19 protein-coding genes are annotated in these 19,569 nt (G+C 58.9%); 10 read left to right on the top strand and 9 right to left on the bottom strand.

What is annotated here, in order from left to right; genetic code table 11:
• The first annotated feature begins 1 nt into the window (after position 1).
• From BZL43_RS20815 to BZL43_RS20790, 6 genes are all read left to right on the top strand, one after another.
• Complete coding sequence (locus BZL43_RS20815) at positions 2-634, top strand: TetR family transcriptional regulator (protein ID WP_095634042.1); 633 nt, start codon at positions 2-4, stop codon at positions 632-634.
• 219 nt (positions 635-853) lie between these two features.
• Positions 854-1,354 carry an urease accessory protein UreE gene (gene ureE / locus BZL43_RS20810; protein ID WP_095634041.1) on the top strand — a complete coding sequence of 167 codons (501 nt, stop codon included), beginning with the start codon at positions 854-856 and terminating at the stop codon, positions 1,352-1,354.
• Complete coding sequence (locus BZL43_RS20805) at positions 1,351-2,025, top strand: urease accessory protein UreF (protein WP_095634040.1); 675 nt, start codon at positions 1,351-1,353, stop codon at positions 2,023-2,025. Before ureE ends, BZL43_RS20805 begins: the two co-directional genes overlap by 4 nt.
• Before the next feature lie 23 nt (positions 2,026-2,048).
• Entirely contained in the window at positions 2,049-2,663 is a 615-nt protein-coding gene (ureG, locus tag BZL43_RS20800; RefSeq protein ID WP_095634039.1) for an urease accessory protein UreG, read from the top strand.
• 30 nt (positions 2,664-2,693) lie between these two features.
• Positions 2,694-3,266, top strand: a complete 573-nt coding sequence (locus BZL43_RS20795; protein WP_095634038.1) for a HupE/UreJ family protein — start codon at positions 2,694-2,696, stop codon at positions 3,264-3,266.
• A 185-nt stretch (positions 3,267-3,451) separates the two neighbouring features.
• Positions 3,452-4,579: an AGE family epimerase/isomerase gene (locus BZL43_RS20790; RefSeq protein ID WP_095634037.1), complete on the top strand. Its 1,128-nt coding sequence runs from the start codon at positions 3,452-3,454 to the stop codon at positions 4,577-4,579.
• A 120-nt stretch (positions 4,580-4,699) separates the two neighbouring features.
• Here the strand turns inward: BZL43_RS20790 and BZL43_RS20785 are convergent, their stop codons facing one another.
• From BZL43_RS20785 to BZL43_RS20745, 8 genes are all read right to left on the bottom strand, one after another.
• A complete protein-coding gene (locus tag BZL43_RS20785; RefSeq protein ID WP_095634036.1) occupies positions 4,700-5,461 on the bottom strand; it encodes an SDR family oxidoreductase in 762 nt (253 codons plus the stop codon).
• Positions 5,462-6,289: 828 nt separating this feature from the next.
• A complete protein-coding gene (locus tag BZL43_RS20775; RefSeq protein WP_095634035.1) occupies positions 6,290-7,006 on the bottom strand; it encodes an ABC transporter ATP-binding protein in 717 nt (238 codons plus the stop codon).
• On the bottom strand, positions 7,003-7,878 hold the full coding sequence (locus BZL43_RS20770) for an ATP-binding cassette domain-containing protein (protein WP_095634034.1): 876 nt from the start codon (positions 7,876-7,878) through the stop codon (positions 7,003-7,005). Before BZL43_RS20770 ends, BZL43_RS20775 begins: the two co-directional genes overlap by 4 nt.
• Entirely contained in the window at positions 7,875-9,158 is a 1,284-nt protein-coding gene (gene livM / locus BZL43_RS20765) for a high-affinity branched-chain amino acid ABC transporter permease LivM (RefSeq protein WP_095634033.1), read from the bottom strand. The genes BZL43_RS20770 and livM overlap by 4 nt, the downstream gene beginning before the upstream one ends.
• Before the next feature lie 3 nt (positions 9,159-9,161).
• Complete coding sequence (locus BZL43_RS20760) at positions 9,162-10,076, bottom strand: branched-chain amino acid ABC transporter permease (RefSeq protein ID WP_008068915.1); 915 nt, start codon at positions 10,074-10,076, stop codon at positions 9,162-9,164.
• Between the two features lie 240 nt (positions 10,077-10,316).
• Positions 10,317-11,450, bottom strand: coding sequence for an ABC transporter substrate-binding protein (locus tag BZL43_RS20755; protein WP_095634032.1), 1,134 nt, complete (start codon positions 11,448-11,450; stop codon positions 10,317-10,319).
• 363 nt (positions 11,451-11,813) lie between these two features.
• Complete coding sequence (locus tag BZL43_RS20750; RefSeq protein ID WP_095634031.1) at positions 11,814-13,097, bottom strand: FAD-binding oxidoreductase; 1,284 nt, start codon at positions 13,095-13,097, stop codon at positions 11,814-11,816.
• Between the two features lie 89 nt (positions 13,098-13,186).
• Positions 13,187-14,677, bottom strand: coding sequence for an aldehyde dehydrogenase family protein (locus BZL43_RS20745; protein ID WP_095634030.1), 1,491 nt, complete (start codon positions 14,675-14,677; stop codon positions 13,187-13,189).
• Between the two features lie 184 nt (positions 14,678-14,861).
• Between BZL43_RS20745 and BZL43_RS20740 the strand changes: the two genes are divergently transcribed.
• From BZL43_RS20740 to nadE, 3 genes are all read left to right on the top strand, one after another.
• Positions 14,862-15,770, top strand: coding sequence for a LysR family transcriptional regulator (locus tag BZL43_RS20740; protein ID WP_095634029.1), 909 nt, complete (start codon positions 14,862-14,864; stop codon positions 15,768-15,770).
• Positions 15,771-15,901: 131 nt separating this feature from the next.
• A complete protein-coding gene (gene pncB / locus BZL43_RS20735; RefSeq protein ID WP_095634028.1) occupies positions 15,902-17,128 on the top strand; it encodes a nicotinate phosphoribosyltransferase in 1,227 nt (408 codons plus the stop codon).
• A gap of 4 nt (positions 17,129-17,132) precedes the next feature.
• Positions 17,133-17,960 (top strand): ammonia-dependent NAD(+) synthetase, encoded by an 828-nt coding sequence (nadE, locus tag BZL43_RS20730; RefSeq protein ID WP_095634027.1) that lies wholly within the window; start codon positions 17,133-17,135, stop codon positions 17,958-17,960.
• 163 nt (positions 17,961-18,123) lie between these two features.
• Here the strand turns inward: nadE and azu are convergent, their stop codons facing one another.
• Entirely contained in the window at positions 18,124-18,570 is a 447-nt protein-coding gene (azu, locus tag BZL43_RS20725) for an azurin (RefSeq protein WP_095634026.1), read from the bottom strand.
• A gap of 344 nt (positions 18,571-18,914) precedes the next feature.
• Here azu and BZL43_RS20720 point away from each other — a divergent pair, with 344 nt between their 5' ends.
• Positions 18,915-19,502, top strand: coding sequence for a TIGR00730 family Rossman fold protein (locus BZL43_RS20720; protein ID WP_095634025.1), 588 nt, complete (start codon positions 18,915-18,917; stop codon positions 19,500-19,502).
• The last annotated feature ends 67 nt before the right edge of the window (positions 19,503-19,569 follow it).

Here is a 19,569-nt window from a genome sequence, read left to right as displayed (position 1 = left end):
GATGCTGCCCCGCGCCGAACAGAAACAACAGACCCGCAACGCCCTGATGGACGCTGCCCGCCACTTGATGGAAAGCGGCCGAGGATTCGGCAGCCTGAGCCTGCGTGAAGTGGCCAGAACCGCCGGGATCGTACCCACCGGTTTTTATCGGCATTTCGCCGACATGGATGAACTGGGGCTGGTGCTGGTGAGCGAAGTCGGTCAGACCTTCCGCGAAACCATCCGCCTGGTGCGCCATAACGAGTTCGTCATGGGTGGCATTATCGATGCCTCGGTACGGATCTTTCTCGACGTGGTCACGGCCAATCGCTCGCAATTCCTGTTTCTCGCCCGCGAGCAATACGGCGGCTCACTGCCGGTGCGCCAGGCCATTGGCCGCTTGCGTGAAGACATCAGCTCGGACCTGGCGTCGGACTTGTCGCTGATGCCGAAACTGCAGCATCTGGACATCGCCGGTTTGAGCGTCATGGCTGATCTGATCGTCAAAAGCGTATTCGCCACCTTGCCGGACATCATCGATCCACCGGCTCAGGCGTTGCCGGAGCATCTGACGCCTCAGGCGAAAATCACTCAGCAGTTGCGGTTTATCTTTATTGGCCTCAAACATTGGCAAGGGCTCGGTAGTACCGAGTAACGCCCACTGATGATCGCTTCCACGCTCTGCGTGGGAACGATCTGGAGCACCGCGCGCACCAATTTTGCGCACAACCTTCCCCGCACGCACCAATCCCAGCCAAAGCCCGCCACTTCCTGAATCATCCCTCTGCACTCCGACAGCCATTTCCTACACTTCCCCCGATTGGCAAGCCCCTTGCTCTATCCCTGAGCATTGTCCATTGCTGGAAGCCTTCCAATGCTGGTGATTCATCGCAGAATCGACCCTCAACCCGTCTGGGCCGCCGAGTTGCACCTGACTTTCGAAGCCCGGAGCAAAAGCCGCTTGCGCTGTTTCAGTGCCGAGAATGAAGACGTCGGGTTGTTTCTGGAGCGCGGTCAGCCACCGTTGTATGACGGCGAATGCCTGCAAGCCGAAGACGGGCGCGTGGTTCGCGTCTGCGCTCGTCCCGAACATCTGCTGCACGTCACCTGCGCCAACGCTTTCGAACTGACCCGCGCGGCCTATCACCTGGGCAACCGCCATGTGGCCCTGCAAGTCGGTGATGGCTGGCTGCGCTTGCTCGACGATTACGTGCTCAAGGCCATGCTCGAGCAACTGGGCGCCAAAGCCGAGAACATCGAAGCGCCGTTCCAGCCGGAGCACGGTGCCTACGGCGGCGGCCATCACCATTCGCGCCATGGTGACGAGGGTTTCAACTACCCGCCAAAACTGCACCAGTTCGGCGTGCGTTTATGAACCCGGCCTGGGGGCTGCTGCGTCTGGCCAGCCCGCAGCTGCCGATCGGCGGCTACAGCTATTCCCAAGGTCTGGAGATGGCTGTGGATAACAAGCGCGTGAACGATGGCGACAGCGCGCGACGCTGGATCAGCGATCAGTTGCTGCTGAACCTGGCGCGTTTCGAAGCGCCGCTATTGCTCGCTCATTGCACTGCTGCGGCCCAAGAGCACTGGGCCGAACTGCTGCAACGCTGCGAAGAACATCGCGCTAGCCGCGAAACCCGTGAGCTGCATCAGGAAAGCCGGCAGATGGGGTATTCGCTGAAGCAATTGCTCAACGGTTTACCGGAACTGGATGCGCCGGCCCGAAACTTTCTCGACCAATGCCCGGAACCCCACCTGGCCCTTGGCTGGGCGCTGGCGGCGCGCGCCTGGCAGATCAGCCCGCACGATGCGCTGGCCGCCTGGCTCTGGAGCTGGCTGGAAAACCAGTTGGCGGTGCTGATGAAAACCCTGCCCCTGGGCCAGCAAGCCGCACAGCGCCTGACCAGCGAATTGTTGCCGCTGCTGCAACAGGCGCAACAAGACGCCACCCGAATCAATCCCGAACACTCTGGCAGCGCCGCTTTCGGCCTGTCCCTGGCGTGCATGGCCCATGAGCGTCAATACAGCCGTCTGTTCCGTTCCTAGGGCCTTTTATTTTGGAGAACCACATGAACACACAACCTCTGCGCATCGGCATCGGCGGCCCGGTCGGCTCCGGCAAAACCGCCCTGACCCTGGCCCTGTGCCTGGCCCTGCGCGACCGCTACAACCTCGCCGTCGTGACCAACGACATCTACACCCGCGAAGACGCCGATTTCCTGGTGCGCAACGAAGCCCTGGCACCCGAGCGGATCATCGGCGTGGAAACTGGTGGCTGCCCGCACACGGCGATCCGCGAAGACGCCTCGATCAACCTCGAAGCCGTGGATCAATTGAACCGGCGCTTCCCGGGGCTGGACCTGATTCTGGTGGAGTCCGGTGGCGACAACCTCTCGGCGACCTTCAGCCCGGAATTGTCGGACCTGACCATTTATGTGATCGACGTTTCGGCCGGCGACAAGCTGCCGCGCAAGGGCGGGCCGGGGATCTGCAAATCCGATTTGCTGGTGATCAACAAGATCGACCTGGCGCCTCTGGTAGGCGCCTCCCTGGAGATGATGGACAGCGACACCCAACGCATGCGCAACGGCAAACCGTTCGTCTTCAGCAATCAGAAAACCGGTGAGGGCCTGGAAGCGATCATCGCCTTCATCGAACGCCAGGGCTTGCTGACTGCAGCCTGACCACACTTATCAACAAGGAAGCTTATATCCATGACACTGAAACGCATTCTGGGCGCCATGGCCCTGCTGCTGACGCCGGCCATCGCATTCGCCCATCCAGGCCACAGCGATAATGGCTTGATCGCCGGCATCAGCCACCCGATGGGTGGTCTCGATCATTTGTTGGCAATGGTTGCGGTGGGGTTGTGGGCGGCGCAGCAGAAAGGCATCGCGCGCTGGGCGCTGCCCTGCACATTCGTGGGCACTATGTTGATCGGCGGACTGCTGGGCTTTGAAGGGTTGAACTTGCCTGCGCTGGAAAGCGGGATCGCGGCATCGGTATTGGCGCTGGGCCTGGCGGTCGCCCTGGCGGTGCGTCCGCCATTGAGCCTGGCAATGGTTGCGACCGCATTATTCGCGCTGTTTCATGGCGTGGCGCATGGCCTGGAATTGCCGGAGATGTCGAGCCCTTGGGCCTATGCAGCGGGGTTTGTGGTAGCGACCGCAGCGTTGCATGCCGCGGGTTATGCGCTGGTTCGCGTCTTGCCTCAGGCCGCCGCGCCATTGGTTCGGCTGGCGGGTGCGGCTTCGGCGGCGACTGGGGTGTGGTTGCTCGCCGGTTGACTGCTTTATCGTCTGTTATGGCCTCTTCGCGGGCAAGCCTCGCTCCTACCGTTATTAATCGTACGTAATCCGGCCACAATCCCTGTAGGAGCGAGGCTTGCCCGCGAAGGAGGCCTGACAGACACCACGTCTCTCAGGCCTGCTAACATGTCGCGCAATTAACCCTGCCGTGACGACGCCAGCCAATGCCGCATGTTTCCCGCTCCGCTTCCCAGCCTGAATTGACCGCCTTGTTCGCCTCGGTGCAACAGCACTTTGAGAACGTGATTGTGCCGCTCTGGCAAGGCCCCGGCTGGAACGCCGATATGGCATTGCCTTATGAAGCGCTGGACGCCGAGCATCAGCCGCTGCCACCGCAGCGCTACCGGGCCATGGCTTGCGCGCGGCAGTTGTACCTGTTTTCCAGCCTGATTGGCCAAGTGCCCCAGGCCCAAGAGCGTGCGGCGGCGCTGTTCCGTTCGTTGCAACGGCATTTCCACGATGCCGAGCATGGCGGCTGGTTCTACAGCATCGACCCGCAAGGTGCGCCGCTGGATCAACGCAAAGACCTCTACACCCACGCCTTCATCCTGTTCGCCTGCGCCCATTATTGGGACAAGGTTCGCGAACCGCTGGTGGAGTCGGTGCTTAACGCCACGCTGGAAGTGTTGGCACAGCGCTTCGCCACAGGCGACGGCCTGTACGAAGCCATCCTGGATCGTAATTGGTCCTCGCTCAACGCCGGGCCGCTGCAAAATCCATTGATGCATTTGGCCGAAGCCTTCCTTGCCATTCTTTCGGTACGCGAGGACGTTACTGTGCAGAACGCGCTCGTCGAGTTATGCACAGCCATGCAAAAGCGTTTTATCGATCCGCAACACGCGGTGTTGATGGAAAAGCCGCTCGGGGCTGTGGATAACTGGTTCGAGCCAGGCCACCAGTTCGAATGGTATTTCCTGCTGGAGTCCTCAGCGTTACTGCGCGATTCCAAACTGCATGCGTCGCTGGATCGCGCCTTTACGTTTACCGAGCAACTGGGGGTGGATCAGCAGACGGGGGCTGTGCGTGCGATGCTGGAACTGGACGACGCCCTTCGTGATGCGACCCAACGCATCTGGGCCCAGGCTGAATACCTGCGCGCCTTGACCTTGCGCCCGGGCAGCGAAGCCGCTGTGCAGCGCCAATTGCAGGCGCTGCAACAGCGTTTCTTGCACGCGGGCGGCTGGCATGAGTGTCGCGATGAGCAGGGTAACGTGAGCCGCAAGGACATGCCTTCGACCACGCCTTATCACTTGGCGAGCTGCTATCGCGGGCTGGCCGAGTATTTGCGCTGACTGAGAGATTGCTTTCGCGGGCAAGCCTCGCTCCTACAGGTTTTGTGTCGTTCGTAAAATCGCGATTCAACACAAAACCTGTAGGAGCGAGGCTTGCCCGCGAACAGCTGTTACTCGGCCTTACGCCTTACGCTCAATCGCAAACCCGCTCCAGGTCTGGCTCACCGGCATCAGTTCAAGGCTGTTGATGTTGATGTGGGCCGGGGCGTTGAGGACCCAGAAAATGGTCTCGGCGATGTCTTGCGGCTGGATCGGCTCGGCGCCCGCGTAAGTGGCGTTGTAACGCTCCTGATCACCGGCGAAACGCACCAGCGAGAACTCGCTCTCGCACAGGCCCGGTTCGATATTGCTGACCCGCACGCCGGTCCCTTGCAGGTCACAGCGCAGGTTCAGGGAGAATTGTTTGACGAACGCCTTGCTCGCGCCATACACGTGGCTGCCCGGGTAAGGGTAGTTGCCGGCGATGGAACCAAGGTTGACGATGCTGGCGCCACGACCGTGAGCGATCAAACGCGGCAACAACAGGCGAGTGCTGTACATCAGCCCTTTGATGTTGGTGTCGACCATGGTGTCCCAATCATCAAGGTCGCACTTGGGAGCCGGGTCCACGCCCAAGGCCAGGCCGGCGTTGTTGATCAGCCCGCGCAGCTTGGCGAAGGACGGCGGCAGGTTGGCAATCGCCTCCTCCATGGCCTTGCGATCCCGCACATCGAGTACCAGGCCATGAACTTCAGTCTGTTTCGACAACTCGGCGCACAGTGCATTGAGGCGTTCTTCACGACGACCTGTCAGTACCAGTTTCCAGCCGGCTTCGGCAAAACGACGGGCGCAGGCTTCACCAAAACCGGAAGTCGCGCCGGTAATAAACAGGGTGTTGGACATCGTGTTCTCCTTGCTTCGGCTGATCGACAGCCCTTGGAATAGAAAATCAGTTGCCAGCATGCCCGGCCTTGTCCACAGCGGCAACCATCGTAAAAACCGTACAAAAAACAATCAACACCGGCAACGCCATACGGCCTGTGGCTTGCAGCCATGTACGCGCACCTTATCCACAGGCCGGTCCACAGTTTCCGGGGGCAAGTACAAAAGCTGCAAGCCGCAGTCCACAAGGCTTTGCGGGCAGATTGGAAAGTTTTTTGCTTGACCCTCGGGGGCTCGCTGTGTAGTCCCGGGCAATTTGCACGACCGGGCGGTCACACGGACGATGGCTCCAAGCCAGTAATTACGGCCCTCAGCCGACTCTTTCCAGAGTTTAACCACAGACTTATCCACAGGCTTGTCCACCTTGATTCATGCCTGGTTTGTTCCTAACAAAAAGGTTGACAAAGCTGGCTTTCGGTCGGGCAAAAACACCTGATCAAAAAACAACCATATCGCTGCAAGCCACGGATTAAAAGGCTTACAGCCAGCTACTCCCACGTTATTCACAGCCCGCTCCACAGCAAACGGGGACAAGTCAAAACCGTGATAAAACAGCAATTTGCAGCGGCTTTATGTCGCGCTTCGAGAGGTCGTGAATATTGTTTTCCACAATTTCCCTTGACCTCAATCCCCGGTCCCGTGCAGGAGCTGCCGAAGGCTGCGATCTTTTCCACAGACACCTCAAAGCAAGATCAAAAGATCGCAGCCTTCGGTAGCTCCTACGGGGATTCGGGCATAAAAAAAACGCCCTGACGTTGAGCGGTCAGGGCGTTTTTTGGGCTCTTCGGTTTAGTGGCCGCCAAGGTAGGCGTTACGCACCTCATCGTTCACCAGCAACTCCTTGCCGGTGCCGCTGAGACGGATCTCGCCGTTGACCATCACATACGCCCGGTCCGACAACTTGAGGGCGTGGTTGGCGTTCTGCTCCACCAGAAAGATGGTCATGCCGGTGCTGGCCAGTTCCCGCAGAGTCGCGAAGATCTGTTTCACCACAATCGGCGCCAACCCCAGGCTCGGCTCATCGAGCAGCAACAGCTTTGGCCGGCTCATGAGCGCCCGGGCGATGGCGAGCATTTGTTGCTCGCCGCCCGACATGGTCATGGCCCGCTGGGTACGCCGCTCTTCAAGCCGTGGAAACAACTCGAACATGCGCTGCATGTCTTCCTTGACGTACTGGTCACCGATTGGAATCGTGCCCATCAACAGGTTTTCCTCGACGGTCATGTCAGGGAACACCCGCCTGCCTTCCGGCGATTGAGCGATGCCGTTGGACGCGATGTAGTGGGACGACTTGTGCGTGATATCCACACCCTGATAGATGATTTGCCCGTCAGCGGCCCGTGGCTGGCCGAAGATCGACATCAGCAGGGTCGATTTGCCGGCGCCGTTGGAGCCGATCAGGCTGACAGTTTCACCTTCATTGATGTGCAACGAGACTTTTTTCAGGGCCTGGATCGGCCCGTAGAACACGTCCAGATCCTTGAGTTCGAGGATGGGTTTACTCATACCACTTCCTCTTCTTCGGCGCCCAGGTAGGCGGCAATCACTTTCGGATCGTGTCGAATCGCTTCAGGCCCGCCCTCGGCGATGACAACGCCGTGGTCCAGCACCACGATGTGGTCGGAAATACTCATTACCATGCCCATGTCGTGTTCGATCAGCACCACGGTCAGATCGTGCTCGTCGCGCAGCAGCCGGATCATCGCGCTCAGCGCTTCGGTTTCCTGAGGGTTGAGGCCAGCGGCCGGTTCGTCGAGACAGATGATCTGCGGCCGGGTGCACATGGCCCGGGCAATTTCCAGACGGCGTTGCTGACCATAAGACAGCTCGCCGGCCAGGCGGTTGGCGCAGTCCACCAGGTCCACCACTTCCAGCCAATAGAACGCATGGTCCAGCGCATCGCTTTCGGCTTTGCGGTAACCCTTGGTGTTGAGGATGCCCGAAAGCAGGTTGCGGTTGACCCACATGTGCTGGGCCACCAGCAGGTTTTCCACCACCGACATTTCCTTGAACAGGCGAATGTTCTGGAAAGTCCGCGCCAGACCGGCACGGTTGATCAGGTGCGTGCCACCAAACATCTTGTAGTGAAGCCGGCTGATCAAGCTTTTTGGCGAAACGAAATCAACTGCCTTGAACGGTTCCCCGAGCATTTTGATGACGTCGGTTTTCACGCCATGGGCATTGAGTTCGATATGCCCGCCGGACGCTTTATAGAAGCCGGTCAGGCAGTTGAACACCGTGGTCTTGCCCGCACCGTTGGGACCGATCAACGCAAAAATCGAGTTGCGTTTGACTTGCATGCTCACGTTATTGAGGGCTTTGATGCCGCCGAAGTGCATCATCAGATTTTCGACCGAGAGAACGATTTCTTCGCTCATGGCGCCACTCCTTTACGTGGGATCACACCGCTACGGCTGATCCGGATCAGGCCGCGCGGTCGCCAGATCATCATCAACACCATCAGGATGCCGAACAGCAGCACGCGATATTCAGCGAAGCCACGCAGCAGTTCCGGGGCGACGGTCAGCACGAACGCCGCAATCACCACGCCGATGGTCGAGCCCATGCCGCCGAGCACCACAATGGCGAGGATCAGTGCCGATTCGAAGAAGGTGAACGAGGTCGGGTTGACGAAACCCTGATAAGTGGCGAAGAACACACCGGCCAGACCCGCCGTCGATGCGCCGATGGTGAACGCCGACAGCTTGACCAATACGTGATTCAGGCCCATGGAACGGCAGGCGATTTCGTCTTCGCGCAAGGCTTCCCACGCGCGACCGACCGGCATGCGGGTCAGACGGTGTTTGACGTACAGCACGCCCAGTACCACCAGGAACAACACCGCGTAGATGAAGTAGTACTTCACGTCCGGGTTATAGGCGATGCCGAAGAACTCATGAAACGGAACGCCTCCTTCCTTCGCTCTCTTGCCGAACTCCAGGCCGAAGAACGTTGGCAACGGTGCCGCCATACCGTTCGGGCCTCCCGTCAGGGACAGCCAGTTATTGAGGATCAACCGGATGATTTCACCGAACCCCAGGGTCACGATCGCCAGGTAGTCACCGTGCAGACGCAGCACCGGGAAACCCAGAATGCACCCGGCCAACCCGGCAATGATTGCCGCCAGCGGCAGCACCGTCCAGAAACCCAGCCCCAGGTATTGATAACCGAGTGCCAGGCCGTAGGCACCAATGGCATAAAACGCCACATAACCCAGGTCGAGCAGGCCGGCCAGGCCGACCACGATGTTCAGCCCCAGGCCCAGCAGCACATAGATCAGCCCGAGGATGACCACGCCCAGCAGGTAGGAGTTGGAGAAAAACGGGAACACCACGGCGATGACGATCATCACCGGGATGATCCAGCGCAAGCGGGATTTGTAATCGGGCGGCAGTACATGAACCCCGGAGCCAGTGCTTTCAAAGCCTTCGAGAATTCTCAGGCCCTTGGGGGTTTGCAGGAACAGGCTCAAGGCAAAGCGGCCGGCCATGACGATGGCGACAATCCATGCCACCCGAGTCGCTTCCAGGTTGAAACCGTAGCCGTCCAGAACTACGCCGACAATCGGGCCGAACACAATCAAGGCCACCAGGCCGGCAAGAATCGCGTCAACCAGGCTTCTTTTGAGATCAATGGTTTTTTTAGTGGTTGAAGACATCGCTTACACCTTCGACACAAGAGGACGGCCGAGCAGGCCTTGGGGCCGAAAGACCAGAACGAGAACGAGCAGCGAGAAGCTGAAAACGTCTTTGTAGTCCGAGTTGACCAATCCGGAGAACAGCGACTCGGAGATCCCGAGAATGATCCCGCCGAGCATTGCCCCAGGCAGCGAACCGATCCCACCGAGCACCGCGGCGGTGAACGCCTTGATGCCAATGATGAAGCCCGCGTAGAAGTCAAATGTGCCGTAGTTCATGGTGATCAGCACGCCAGCCAGGGCTGCCATCGCGGCACCGATGATGAACACGTAGGAAATGACGCGATCGGTGTTGATCCCCAGGATCGAGGCCATCTTGCGGTCTTGCTGGGTGGCGCGGCACATACGACCGAGCTTGGTGTACTTGATGACGTAGGTCAGCAGGGCCATCCCAACGAACGCGGCAACCAGAATGAAGATCTTGGTGTAGGTCAGCTGGACGAAGCCGGTCCCGACTTCAACTCGCCATGCACCGGTCAGTAACGTCGGTACGCCTTGTTGACGAGCGCCCTGGGAAATCTGTGCATAGTTTTGCAGGATCAGCGAAATACCGATGGCGCTGATCAGCGGTGCCAGTCGGGTGGAGTTGCGCAGCGGTTTGTAGGCGACGCGCTCGATGACCCAGCCATACACCGCCGTGACGATGATGGTGAAAACCAGTGTGCCAAGCATCAGCAGGGGGAAGGATTCAATACCGAAGTATGCCAGCAGAGCCAGACTGATTGCCGCGAGGTAAGCGGAAATCATGTAAACCTCGCCGTGGGCGAAGTTGATCATGCCGATGATGCCATAGACCATTGTGTAGCCGATGGCGATCAGGCCATAGACCGACCCGAGGGTCAGGCCGTTGACCAGTTGCTGCAGGAAAATACCATCCATAACGCAATCTCACGCAGTGAGAACCTGCACACCAGTGATGTGCGGTTCTTCTAGGAAAAATACAGATTTACGTCGGAGCAATGTCAGCCATGATCAGCCTGGCCCCACTGTTTCCGTGTGGGAGCGAGCCTGCTCGCGAAAACGGTTGAACGATCAACAAAGCCGCTGTCTGTCAGTCCGTCTTCGCGAGCAGGCTCGCTCCCACAGGGACTTGTGGGGTTCAACTGATCATGTCAGCCCTTACTTCTGTTTTTCCAGCTGGTGGTATTTGCCATCCTTGTCCCACTGGTAAACCACGTAGTCGGAGACTTTCAGGTCGCCCTTCTGGTCCCATTCCTTCTCGCCCATCACGGTTTTGACCTTGTTGGCTTTCAGCCATTTGGCCGCCGCTTCGCCATCATTCTTCTTGGCACCATTAAAGGCGGCAGCCAGGGCCTGGACCGAAGCATAGGCATACAGGGTGTAGCCTTCAGGCTCGGTGCCTTTCTTGCGGAACTCGTCCACGACAGTCTTGCTGTCTGGCAGCAGGCGTGGGTCGGCGCCGAAGGTCATCAGCACGCCGTCAACGAATTGCGGACCGCCAGCAGTGGTCACCAGTTCGTCGGTCACGATGCCGTCGTCGGACATGAACTTGACGTCTTTGAGGCCTTGCTCACGCAATTGACGAACCAGAGGACCGGCTTCCGGGTGCAGGCCACCGAAGTAAACGACGTCAGCGCCAGCGCCACGGATTTTGGTCACGATGGTGCTGAAGTCTTTTTCGCCACGGGTCAGGCCTTCATACAGCACCGGCGTTACACCGCGCTTGGCCAGTTGAGCCTTGGTTGCATCCGCCAGACCTTGGCCGTAGGTGTCCTTGTCGTGCAGGACCACCACTTTCTTGCCCTTGAGCACGTCGACGATGTAATCGCCGGCCACGATGCCTTGCTGGTCGTCACGCCCGCACATACGGAACATGGCACTCAGGCCGCGCTCGGTAACCGCCGGGTTGGTGGAACCTGGAGTGATCGCGATGATGCCGGCTTCGTCATAGATCTCGGAGGCCGGAATGGTCGACGAGGAGCAGAAGTGACCGACTACGCCAGCGACTTTCTGGTTGGTCAGGTCCTTGGCGACCGTCACAGCCTGTTTCGGTTCGCAGGCGTCATCGCCTTTGACCAGAACGATTTTTTCCCCGTTGACACCGCCAGCGGCGTTGACTGCATCAGCCGCTGCCTGCGCACCCTTCATGTACTGCTCGCCAAATGCCGCGTTGGCGCCCGTCATTGGACCCGCTACGCCGATCTTGATGTCAGCCTGAGCAAACGCAGAAACACCCAACGCAGTTGCCACTGCGAGGGCCAGAAAGCCTTTCTTGTAAAACGTCTGGGACATGAGGTGGTGCTCCAAGGTTTTTTTTAGTTGGCACTGCGACTTCACTGAATGCTCAGAGCAAGGGCCGTGCCATCGGTTTTTTATTCTGGGAAAAGTCGCTGCCTTATTGTTTTTTCGACTGTTTCGGGCCCATTTTCATTGGGCGTGCAACCGTCTAAACCGCGGGAGGTAAAACCATTTATTTTTAAAGGCGCAACCCGCACGTGCCATCATTGCAACCGCAGCGCCAAACGATGTGCAACCAGCCTGTAACAGCCCGCGTCACCGAACTGCACACTGCTGGTGCGGGACTGCTACAACCCGCACCATTACAGGCTAGCCGCTTCGCTGAAAAGCGCCGCTTCCAGCAACATATTTCAACAATCAGATGACGATCCGCAGGCACTGGCCCGCGTGATACAACGAAAATCCGGCCTCATACAGGCAGCTTCTCAGCCCCGCCCCCGCCAATGGCTGCATAGGTGCGAAAGGAATCGGCAGGGCCTGGGGATTTCCATTACACAGATAGTCGGCAAAGGCTTTGCCGACCACTGTACCGGTGGTCACGCCTCGACCGTTGTAGCCGGTGACGGCCACCAGCCCCGGTGCCGGTTCGAACAGGCGCATCAAATGATCCGGCGTGAAGGCGATGCAGCCGGTCCAGGTGCACTCCCACTCCACCGGTTTCAGGTACGGAAAGTAATGCTGCTGAACCCGGTCGGCCCAGGCTTTCAGAAACCAGGTCGGTTTCTGGTTGCCATTGCCGAGACTGCCGAGCAACAACCGCCCTTCGGCATCGCGACGGATACTGCTGAGCACCTGCCGGGTGTCCCAGGAACCCTGACCACCGGGCAGAATTTGCTGCGCGGCATCTTCGGTCAGCGGCACCGAAGCCACTTGATAGTAATAACCTGGGAAAAAGTTGCGCCGCAGCTCCGTCCAGTCACCTTCGGTGTAGGCGTTGGAGGCGATGACCACCTGCTCGGCCAGCACCGAACCCCGGGCGGTTTGCACCGACCAGCGCTGGCCCTGACGTTCGAGTCGGGTGACCGGGGAATGATCGAACAGCTGACCGCCAAGGCCGACGGCCGCATTGGCCAGCCCCGCAGTGTAGGCCATCGGATTGATCGTGCCGGCGCGCCGATCGAGCAAGGCGGCGGCGATCTTTTTGGTACCTGTGGCTTGTTCGCAGGCTTGACCGGTTAACAGTTCCACCGGTGCACCGCGACGTTTCCATTGTTCTTCGCGATTGCGCAGATCCGCTTCGCCACGCGCGTTGTGCGCCATGTGCAGCGTGCCTTCGCGGCGTAACTGGCAATCGATGTTGTATTTGTCGACCAGGCTGAACACCAGCGACGGCGCCGCCCCCAGCATGCGGTTGAGCTGACTGCCGACCGCCTCGCCGAAACCGGCTTCGATTTCATCCGGTGGAATCCACATCCCGGCATTGACCAGTCCGACGTTACGCCCCGAACCGCCATGCCCGGCGCGATGCGCTTCCAGCACACAGACACTTTTACCTTGTTCCAGCAGATGCACCGCCGCCGACAAACCGGTGAAACCGGCACCGATGACGCAGACATCCACCGTCACCTCGCCCTGGAGCGCCACATTATCGGGCCTTTGCGGCGTCAGTTTTTCCCACAGACACTCTTCGCGTAACGGCATTGCAAGCTCCTGTCGGAGCAGCTACAAGACGCAAGCTACAAGCTGCAAGCCAGTCTGCTTGAAGCTTGAAGCTTGTAGCTTGCCGCTGCTTAATCGAATGTAATCCCCTGAGCCAACGGCAACTCCAGCGAATAGTTCACGGTATTGGTCTGACGGCGCATGTACCCGCGCCATGCATCCGAACCGGACTCACGACCACCACCCGTTTCCTTCTCGCCGCCAAACGCACCGCCGATTTCCGCGCCGCTCGGGCCGATGTTGACGTTGGCGATGCCGCAATCGCTGCCCACCGCCGACATGAACCGCTCGGCTTCACGCACGTCGGTGGTGAAGATGCACGACGACAGGCCCTGTGGCACGGCGTTGTTCAGGCGCAGCGCTTCTTCAAAATCGTTGTAACCGATCACGTACAGAATCGGCGCGAAGGTTTCGCTGCACACCACATCGCTCTGTTCCGGCATTTCGACGATGGCTGGCGAAACGTAGTAAGCGTTGGGGAATTTGTCTTCCAGCTGGCGCTTGCCGCCGAACACCCGGCCGCCTTCGCTCAAGGCTTGCTCCAGCGCGTCCTGCATGTTTTCGAAGCTGTGTTTGTCAATCAGCGGCCCAATCAGATTGCCTTCCAGCGGATGGCCGATGCGTACTTTGGAATAAGCGGCTTTCAGGCGGGTGACGATTTCTTCCTTCACCGACTCATGGGCGATCAGGCGACGCAAGGTGGTGCAACGTTGCCCGGCAGTGCCGACGGCGCTGAACAGAATCGCCCGAACGGCCATGTCCAGATCGGCGCTCGGGCCGAGGATCATCGCGTTGTTGCCGCCCAGCTCCAGAATGCTGCGGGCAAAACGTGCAGCGATTTTCGGTGCAACTTCTCGGCCCATGCGGGTGCTGCCGGTAGCGCTGACCAACGCGACACGCGGGTCATCGACCAGCGCTTCGCCGGCATCGCGACCGCCGATAATCACTTGGCTGAGGTGCGGCGGGGCGTCGCTGAAATTTTTCAGGACGCGGTCGAACAACGCCTGGCAGGCCAACGCGGTCAGCGGGGTTTTCTCCGACGGCTTCCAGATCACCGGGTTACCGCAGACCAACGCCAGCGTGGCGTTCCAGGCCCAGACGGCGACCGGGAAGTTGAACGCACTGATCACGCCAACGACGCCCAGCGGGTGCCAGGTTTCGCGCATGTGGTGGCCAGGACGCTCGGAGGCGATGGTCAAACCGTACAGCTGACGGGACAGACCGACCGCGAAGTCGCAGATGTCGATCATTTCCTGAACTTCGCCAAGACCTTCCTGAGTGATCTTGCCGGCTTCCCAGGACACCAGCTCACCGAGGTCAGCCTTGTACTCGCGCAAGATGTCACCCAATTGGCGCACCAATTCGCCACGGCGCGGCGCCGGAACCTTGCGCCACAGTTCGAACGCATGATCTGCGCGACTGATGTGCTGCTCGACTTCAGCGGCGCCTTCCCAGTTCACGGCAGCGATACGGCTGCCATCGATGGGCGAATGCACCGGCACTTTGCCGTTCTGGTACAGGGCCGGGTTCACACCAAGACGATCAAGCAATGCGGCAACCATGGGTCACTCCTCAAGCAAAAAACAGAAAACGTGCAGCCGGATTAACCCGGCTGATCAGACCTGTAGTTTTAGCTCCCCGGAGGTTACCCAACAAACGACCTTTAAGAGAGATATCATTCCGTTTATTCATGCTGCGAATCTGCCGGTAAAAAAGAGCACAGAGAAACAAGAAAAAGGACCACCCATGCTGAATAAACGCTACTTGCCGTCGATCACCGCGCTGCAGTGCTTCGAGGCCGTGACCCGGCATTTGAGCTTCACCCGTGCCGCCGAGGAGCTGAACCTGACGCAGAGCGCCGTGAGCAAACAGGTCGCGCAACTCGAAGAGTTGTTGCAACACCTGTTGTTCCGCCGGGTGCGCCGACGCCTGCAAATGACTCCCGCTGGCGATTTGTACCTGGTGGAGGTAAGAAAAATCCTCACACAGGTCGAAATGTCGACCCATTACCTGCGCTCCTACGGCGGTGATACCGAAGTCTTGCGTGTCTCCACGCCTCCGACCTTCGGTGCACGCTGGCTGGTGCCACGCCTGAAAGGCTGGCGCCTGCGCCATCCGTCGATCCATCTGGACCTGTGCAGCGAACAGGAGGCGGATGATCTGCTGCAAGGTCGCAGTGACCTGGCGTTCTACTTTGGCCAGGGCTCACGACCCGGCACCGAATGCCTGAAGCTGTTCGGCGAGGAACTGGTGCCGGTCTGCGCGCCGGGCAGCCTGCCGGACACGCCGTTCACCGACCCTACGCAACTAACCGACCTGGTCCTGCTGCAAAACGCTTCCCGGCCTCAGGCCTGGCACGACTGGTTCGACAGCCAGGGCTACCACACCGAACACAGCTACCACGGCCCGCGTTTCGAAACCTTCTACATGTGCATCCGCGCTGCCCAGGTCGGTTGCGGCGTAGCGCTGCTGCCGAAGTTTCTGGTGGAAGAGGAATTGGCCGACGGCAAACTGGTCATTCCCTGGAAGCATGCGATGCCCAGCACCGATGCCTATTACCTGGCGTATCCCGAGCATTCGGCGGAAGTGCCCAAGGTGCGGGATTTTGTGAAGTGGATGCTGGAGCAGATCGACAACCCCACATCTAACAATTAACTCCTACAGAGCAATTTGCGCTGATGCAAAAATTGCTGGCAATACCTGCCGCTGATATGCGCCACTAGCCCATTCATTGAAACAGCTGCAACGTCGCTGCCACGGGCCGCGGCCAGCCTGGAGACCCCGTTATGAGCGAGAGTGTGTTTGCCGATCGCATCGTGCAGAACCTGCTCGACACCGACTTCTACAAACTGACGATGATGCAGGCGGTGCTGCACAACTACCCGAACGTGGAAGTCGAATGGGAGTTTCGTTGCCGTAACAGCGAGGATCTGCGCCCGTACCTGGCGGAGATCCGTTTCCAGATCGAGCGTCTGGCCGAGTTGAGCCTGAGTGCCGATCAATTGAGTTTTCTGGAACGCATCAGTTTTCTGAAGCCGGATTTCCTGCGTTTTCTCGGTCTGTTCCGCTTCAATCTTCGCTACATCCACACCGGCATTGAAAACGGTGAGTTGTTCATCCGTCTGCGCGGGCCGTGGCTGCACGTGATTTTGTTCGAAGTGCCGCTCTTGGCCATGGTCAGCGAAGTACGCAACCGTTATCGCTACCGGGAAATCATTCTGGAACAGGCTCGCGAGCAGCTCTATCGCAAGTTCGAATGGCTGAGTACCAACGCCAGTAGCGATGAATTGTCCGAATTGCAGGTAGCCGATTTCGGTACTCGCCGTCGCTTCTCGTACCGTGTACAGGAAGAAGTGGTGAACGTGCTCAAGCATGACTTCCCCGGTCGCTTCGTCGGTACCAGCAACGTGCACCTGTCCCGGGAGCTGAACATGAAGCCGCTGGGCACCATGGCTCACGAATGGATCATGGCCCACCAGCAACTCGGTCCACGGCTGATCGACAGCCAGATTGCCGCCCTCGACTGTTGGGTCCGTGAATACCGGGGTTTGCTGGGAATCGCCTTGACCGACTGCATTACCTCCGATGCTTTCCTTAGCGATTTCGACCTGTTCTTTGCCAAGCTCTTCGACGGCTTGCGCCACGATTCCGGTGACCCGGTGCAATGGGCGGAAAAAGCCATTGCCCACTACCACAAGCTGGGTATCGACCCGATGAGCAAAACCCTGGTGTTTTCCGACAGCCTGACCCTGCCAAAATCTCTGGAGATTTTTCGGGCATTGCGCGGTCGGATCAATGTCAGCTTCGGTATAGGCACTAACCTGACGTGCGACATTGCGGGTGTCGAACCCATGAGCATCGTGCTTAAAATGACGGCCTGCAATGGCCAGCCGGTGGCCAAGATTTCTGATGAGCCGGGCAAGACTCATTGCAACGACCCGAATTTCGTCGCCTATTTGCGACATGTTTTCCAAGTACCTGCCGCCCTTTCAAGCCCATCTAGCAAGGAGTGAATTCATGCAAGCCGTACAGCGTGAGATTGCTGAACAGCTCAAGGTCCAACCGCCGTTCGCGGATCAACTCGCCCTCGAGGCTGAAGTCGCCCGGCGGACTACCTTCATTCAGGACTGTCTGGTCAATGCCGGGCTCAAGACGCTGGTGCTGGGCATCAGCGGCGGTGTCGATTCCCTGACCGCCGGCTTGCTGGCCCAACGCGCCATGCGTGAACTGCGCGAGCGCACCGGGGACGCCAGTTACAAGTTCATCGCGGTGCGCCTGCCTTATGGCATCCAGTTCGATGAGCATGATGCCCAGGCCTCGATGGACTTCATTGCACCTGATGAGCGCCACACGGTTAACATCGGTCCGGCGGTCAAATCCCTGGCCAGCGAAGTGGCGGCCTTCGAAGGTAAGGAGGCGGTGCAGAAGGATTTCGTGCTGGGCAATACCAAGGCGCGGATGCGCATGGTTGCGCAATACACCATCGCAGGGGCGGCTCATGGCCTGGTGATCGGCACCGACCATGCGGCAGAAGCGGTGATGGGTTTCTTCACCAAATTCGGTGATGGCGCCTGCGACCTCGCACCGCTGAGCGGCCTGGTGAAAAATCAGGTCCGTGCCATCGCCCGCAGCTTTGGCGCACCGGAGTCGCTGGTGGAAAAAATCCCGACCGCCGACCTCGAAGACCTGTCGCCGGGAAAACCGGACGAAGCGTCCCACGGCGTGACTTACGCCGAGATCGATGCCTTCCTGCACGGCGAGCCGGTGCGTGAAGAAGCGTTTAAGATCATTTGCGATACGTACAAAAAGACCCATCACAAGCGTGTGATGCCGTTTGCGCCTTAAGGACATCGCCACGCTCCCACAGATTTTGTGTCGCACCCCGGTAATGGGCACGACACAAATCCTGTAGGAGCGAGGCTTGCCCGCGAAAAACGATGACTCGGTCTATCGTCAGGCACAAAAAAAGCGTCCCTCGCAGGACGCTTTTTTTATGAACGCAATTTAATCACTTCAGGGTAACCGTACCTTTCATCATCGAGATGTGGCCCGGGAACGAGCAGAAGAAACCGTACTTCTCAGCCGCATTGAGCTTGGAGACATCGAAAGTCACCGAGTCGGTTTCCTTCGCGCCGATGAGTTTGGTGTGAGCGATGATGCGAGCATCACCGTCTTTCAGGTAGTTCTTGTCGATACCTGCCGCCAGACCGTCGGTAGCGATCGGCTGCATGTCCGCTTCTTTGCTCAGCACCCAGTTATGGCCCATGACATTTTTTGGCAGGTTGCCGGAGTGAGTCAGTTCAACGGTGAAGGTCTTGCAGCTTTTGTCGATTTCAATGGCCTTGGTGCTGAAGGACATCTGATCGGTGGAGTCGATGGTTGTCTTGCACTCGGCAGCCATCAATTGACTGCTGGCCAGTGTCAGCAGGGATACCGCAACAAGTTTGGCAAACATGGTGAATCTCCAAGGCAGGGTTAATAAAAGTTCTAGTGGACAGAAGACTGCCTGAAATCTTCGCAAGTTCCTATGACCTGAATCAAAAATTGTATACAACTTTCGACCTATGACACTCATCGAAACAATCTACCGGCCAAGCGTCTGGCACGGCCCTATCATCAGGGCCGTCATCTCTTATCCGGAGCGCCTGTCATGTCTTTCAACAGCTTTTTGTGCAGTTTGCTCGCCGCCTACGCCTGCGGCGCCAGTGGTACCTGTGAAACACCCAAACGCGAGGTTTAACGCTTGGAACGAGGCAAGCCAACCCTTACTCTGTGGCCCTGATGACCGTGGAGTAAGGCATGTCTTTAGCGTCTGTTTGTGTATTTTGCGGTGCCAGCACCGGCATCAATCCAGCCTATCGTGAAGCCGCTGTCGCCTTGGGGCGAACATTGGCCGAGCGCAAGCTGACTCTGGTCTATGGCGGCGGCGCCGTCGGGCTGATGGGGATCGTGGCCGATGCCGCACTGGCGGCCGGCGGTGAGGTGATCGGGATCATCCCGCAGAGCCTCAAGGACAAGGAAATCGGCCACAGCGGCCTGACTCGCCTGGAAGTGGTCGACGGCATGCATGCGCGCAAGGCGCGAATGGCCGAGCTTAGCGATGCTTTCATCGCCCTGCCTGGCGGCCTGGGCACACTGGAAGAGCTGTTCGAAGTCTGGACCTGGGGCCAGCTCGGCTATCACGGAAAACCGCTGGGTTTGCTGGAAGTGAACGGTTTCTACAGCAAGTTGGCGTCTTTTCTTGATCATATCGTCGGCGAAGGCTTCGTTCGCGAAGCGCACCGTGACATGCTGCAAATGAGCGAATCGCCGCAAACCCTGCTCGATGCACTGGACGCCTGGCAACCCTCGGCACTGCCAAAATGGACCGAGCAAAAACCCGGCTAACGGCTCGGCATCGATACAGGGCAGAATATGCGCCGCTCAACCTCACCTTCGACCCCAGAGGATCGCC

The organism is Pseudomonas sp. PICF141, assembly GCF_002286815.1.
Lineage (GTDB): Bacteria > Pseudomonadota > Gammaproteobacteria > Pseudomonadales > Pseudomonadaceae > Aquipseudomonas.
This window is presented reverse-complemented; position numbering and strand designations above follow the sequence as displayed.

Bases quoted from the DNA above. Each gene is read 5' to 3' on its own strand.
- BZL43_RS20790 (WP_095634037.1), top strand. From the start codon at position 3,452: ATGCCGCATGTTTCCCGCTCCGCTTCCCAGCCTGAATTGACCGCCTTG.
- BZL43_RS20815 (WP_095634042.1), top strand. From the start codon at position 2: ATGCTGCCCCGCGCCGAACAGAAACAACAGACCCGCAACGCCCTGATG.
- BZL43_RS20785 (WP_095634036.1), bottom strand. From the start codon at position 5,461: ATGTCCAACACCCTGTTTATTACCGGCGCGACTTCCGGTTTTGGTGAA.
- BZL43_RS20740 (WP_095634029.1), top strand. From the start codon at position 14,862: ATGCTGAATAAACGCTACTTGCCGTCGATCACCGCGCTGCAGTGCTTC.
- BZL43_RS20795 (WP_095634038.1), top strand. From the start codon at position 2,694: ATGACACTGAAACGCATTCTGGGCGCCATGGCCCTGCTGCTGACGCCG.
- BZL43_RS20760 (WP_008068915.1), bottom strand. From the start codon at position 10,076: ATGGATGGTATTTTCCTGCAGCAACTGGTCAACGGCCTGACCCTCGGG.
- BZL43_RS20755 (WP_095634032.1), bottom strand. From the start codon at position 11,450: ATGTCCCAGACGTTTTACAAGAAAGGCTTTCTGGCCCTCGCAGTGGCA.
- pncB (WP_095634028.1), top strand. From the start codon at position 15,902: ATGAGCGAGAGTGTGTTTGCCGATCGCATCGTGCAGAACCTGCTCGAC.
- azu (WP_095634026.1), bottom strand. From the start codon at position 18,570: ATGTTTGCCAAACTTGTTGCGGTATCCCTGCTGACACTGGCCAGCAGT.
- BZL43_RS20775 (WP_095634035.1), bottom strand. From the start codon at position 7,006: ATGAGTAAACCCATCCTCGAACTCAAGGATCTGGACGTGTTCTACGGG.
- BZL43_RS20720 (WP_095634025.1), top strand. From the start codon at position 18,915: ATGTCTTTAGCGTCTGTTTGTGTATTTTGCGGTGCCAGCACCGGCATC.
- BZL43_RS20770 (WP_095634034.1), bottom strand. From the start codon at position 7,878: ATGAGCGAAGAAATCGTTCTCTCGGTCGAAAATCTGATGATGCACTTC.
- BZL43_RS20745 (WP_095634030.1), bottom strand. From the start codon at position 14,677: ATGGTTGCCGCATTGCTTGATCGTCTTGGTGTGAACCCGGCCCTGTAC.
- BZL43_RS20750 (WP_095634031.1), bottom strand. From the start codon at position 13,097: ATGCCGTTACGCGAAGAGTGTCTGTGGGAAAAACTGACGCCGCAAAGG.
- BZL43_RS20805 (WP_095634040.1), top strand. From the start codon at position 1,351: ATGAACCCGGCCTGGGGGCTGCTGCGTCTGGCCAGCCCGCAGCTGCCG.
- ureG (WP_095634039.1), top strand. From the start codon at position 2,049: ATGAACACACAACCTCTGCGCATCGGCATCGGCGGCCCGGTCGGCTCC.
- nadE (WP_095634027.1), top strand. From the start codon at position 17,133: ATGCAAGCCGTACAGCGTGAGATTGCTGAACAGCTCAAGGTCCAACCG.
- ureE (WP_095634041.1), top strand. From the start codon at position 854: ATGCTGGTGATTCATCGCAGAATCGACCCTCAACCCGTCTGGGCCGCC.
- livM (WP_095634033.1), bottom strand. From the start codon at position 9,158: ATGTCTTCAACCACTAAAAAAACCATTGATCTCAAAAGAAGCCTGGTT.